This window comes from Streptomyces chiangmaiensis (assembly GCF_036281785.1).
Lineage (GTDB): Bacteria > Actinomycetota > Actinomycetes > Streptomycetales > Streptomycetaceae > Streptomyces > Streptomyces chiangmaiensis.
Window position 1 is genome coordinate 1 of record NZ_JAYWVC010000573.1, and the last position, 1383, is coordinate 1383.

A 1383-nucleotide genomic window follows, 5' to 3' on the forward strand; every position below is an offset into this window, starting at 1 on the left:
CACATCGGCTGCATACACTCATACACCCGCTCTACCAGTCCACCACGCGGATCCCTGTCCTGTCTCTATCCACCTGACCTCTGACTCATCCGAAAATGGACGAACCAGTAGGCGCACGTCATCAGCCCGTGGGCAGAGTGCCGACGGGTGGACTGCATCTCGGTCATGCGGCGGGTGTGAGGGTGACGGTGAAGCCGAGGGCTTCGAGCTGGCGGATGTGGTTGCGCTTTCGGCGGTCGGGGTCGATGCGGGTGTCGTAGTAGTCGGAGCCCAGGTCGTGGAAGCGGGTGTCCGGGGTCGAAAGCAGATGCCAGATGACCACCAGGAGCGAGCGGCCGACGGCGACCAGGGCCTTCTTCTTGCCGCGGCGGCGGCCGATGCGCCGGTATCGTTCGCCGAGGAAGGTGTCGGTCTTACCGGCGGCGGTGGCACAGTTACCCAGGACGCGGGCCAGGTAGGAGTTGCCGTGGCCGGTGGTGCCCCGGCCCTTCTTCTTCCCCGCGGATTCCTTGACGCCGGGGGCGAACTTCGCCCAGAAGGCGAGGTGGGCGGCGCCACGCCCGGCCGGAGCTGGACATCCGCACCGGCGACATGCGCACCGCACGACTCGGCAAGCGCATGGACGTGGTGACCTGCATGGGCAACAGCCTCGCCTACGTGCACGACAACAACGACATCGGCCAGGTCTTCGCCACCTTCGCCGCCCACGCCCGGCCAGAGCGCTGCTCGTGCTGTGCTCCCCCGTCGCCCCGATCACCCGCACCGAGCCGACCACCGCCACGGTCGACACCCCGACGGGATCCGCGACCCTCACCATCCGCCACACGTGGGACCTGCGGACCCAGATCAACACCATGCACCGGCACTGGATGCTCCCCTCGGGCGACGAGGCCCGAGACGAGATCCGCAGGCGTGTCCTGTTCCCCCAGGACCTCGAACGCTACGCGGAGGGCGCCGGCTTCGAGGTCCTGGACATGCTCGACGGCACAGGGACAGGGCTTACTGGCCCCACCGCATACACGGTGGCCCGACAAACTCCGCGGTGACCGGCGGAGCGAGAAATGGCACCAGCACCGCCGCCCGACTCCTGACGGCAGTAGCGACGGCAACAGCCACAGATTTCCCCGCACAACGACGGACGCCAGCGGAACGCAAATCACGCGCTGACCAGCGAAGAAACAGGTAGAGGCCTTGCGGCCGTGTTCGGCATGCGGGAGGTCGTAGGCATCGTTCGTGGTGGTGGCCGTCTCCTTCACACCCCAGTCCACGCCCAGGACACGGCCGGTCGCCGGCAGCGGCTCAACCCGGGCCGGGACGACGAAGGACGCATACCAGTGCCCGAGACTGTCTTGGTACACGCGCACGCGGGAGGCATCCGCGGGC

Annotated in this window: 1 protein-coding gene and 2 pseudogenes; 1 reads left to right on the plus strand and 2 read right to left on the minus strand. The window is 67.8% G+C overall.

What is annotated here, in order from left to right; all coding sequences use genetic code 11:
• Positions 1-163 precede the first annotated feature (163 nt).
• Positions 164-604 (minus strand): transposase, encoded by a 441-nt coding sequence (locus VXC91_RS45630; protein ID WP_329513219.1) that lies wholly within the window; start codon positions 602-604, stop codon positions 164-166.
• Between VXC91_RS45630 and VXC91_RS45635 the strand changes: the two are divergent.
• Positions 553-1046: pseudogene (locus tag VXC91_RS45635) on the plus strand (SAM-dependent methyltransferase); the annotation flags it as partial. The gene VXC91_RS45630 and the pseudogene VXC91_RS45635 sit on opposite strands and share 52 nt — an antisense overlap.
• Positions 1047-1187: 141 nt before the next feature.
• Here VXC91_RS45635 and VXC91_RS45640 read toward each other — a convergent pair.
• A pseudogene (locus VXC91_RS45640) lies at positions 1188-1383 on the minus strand (RNA-guided endonuclease TnpB family protein); the annotation flags it as partial.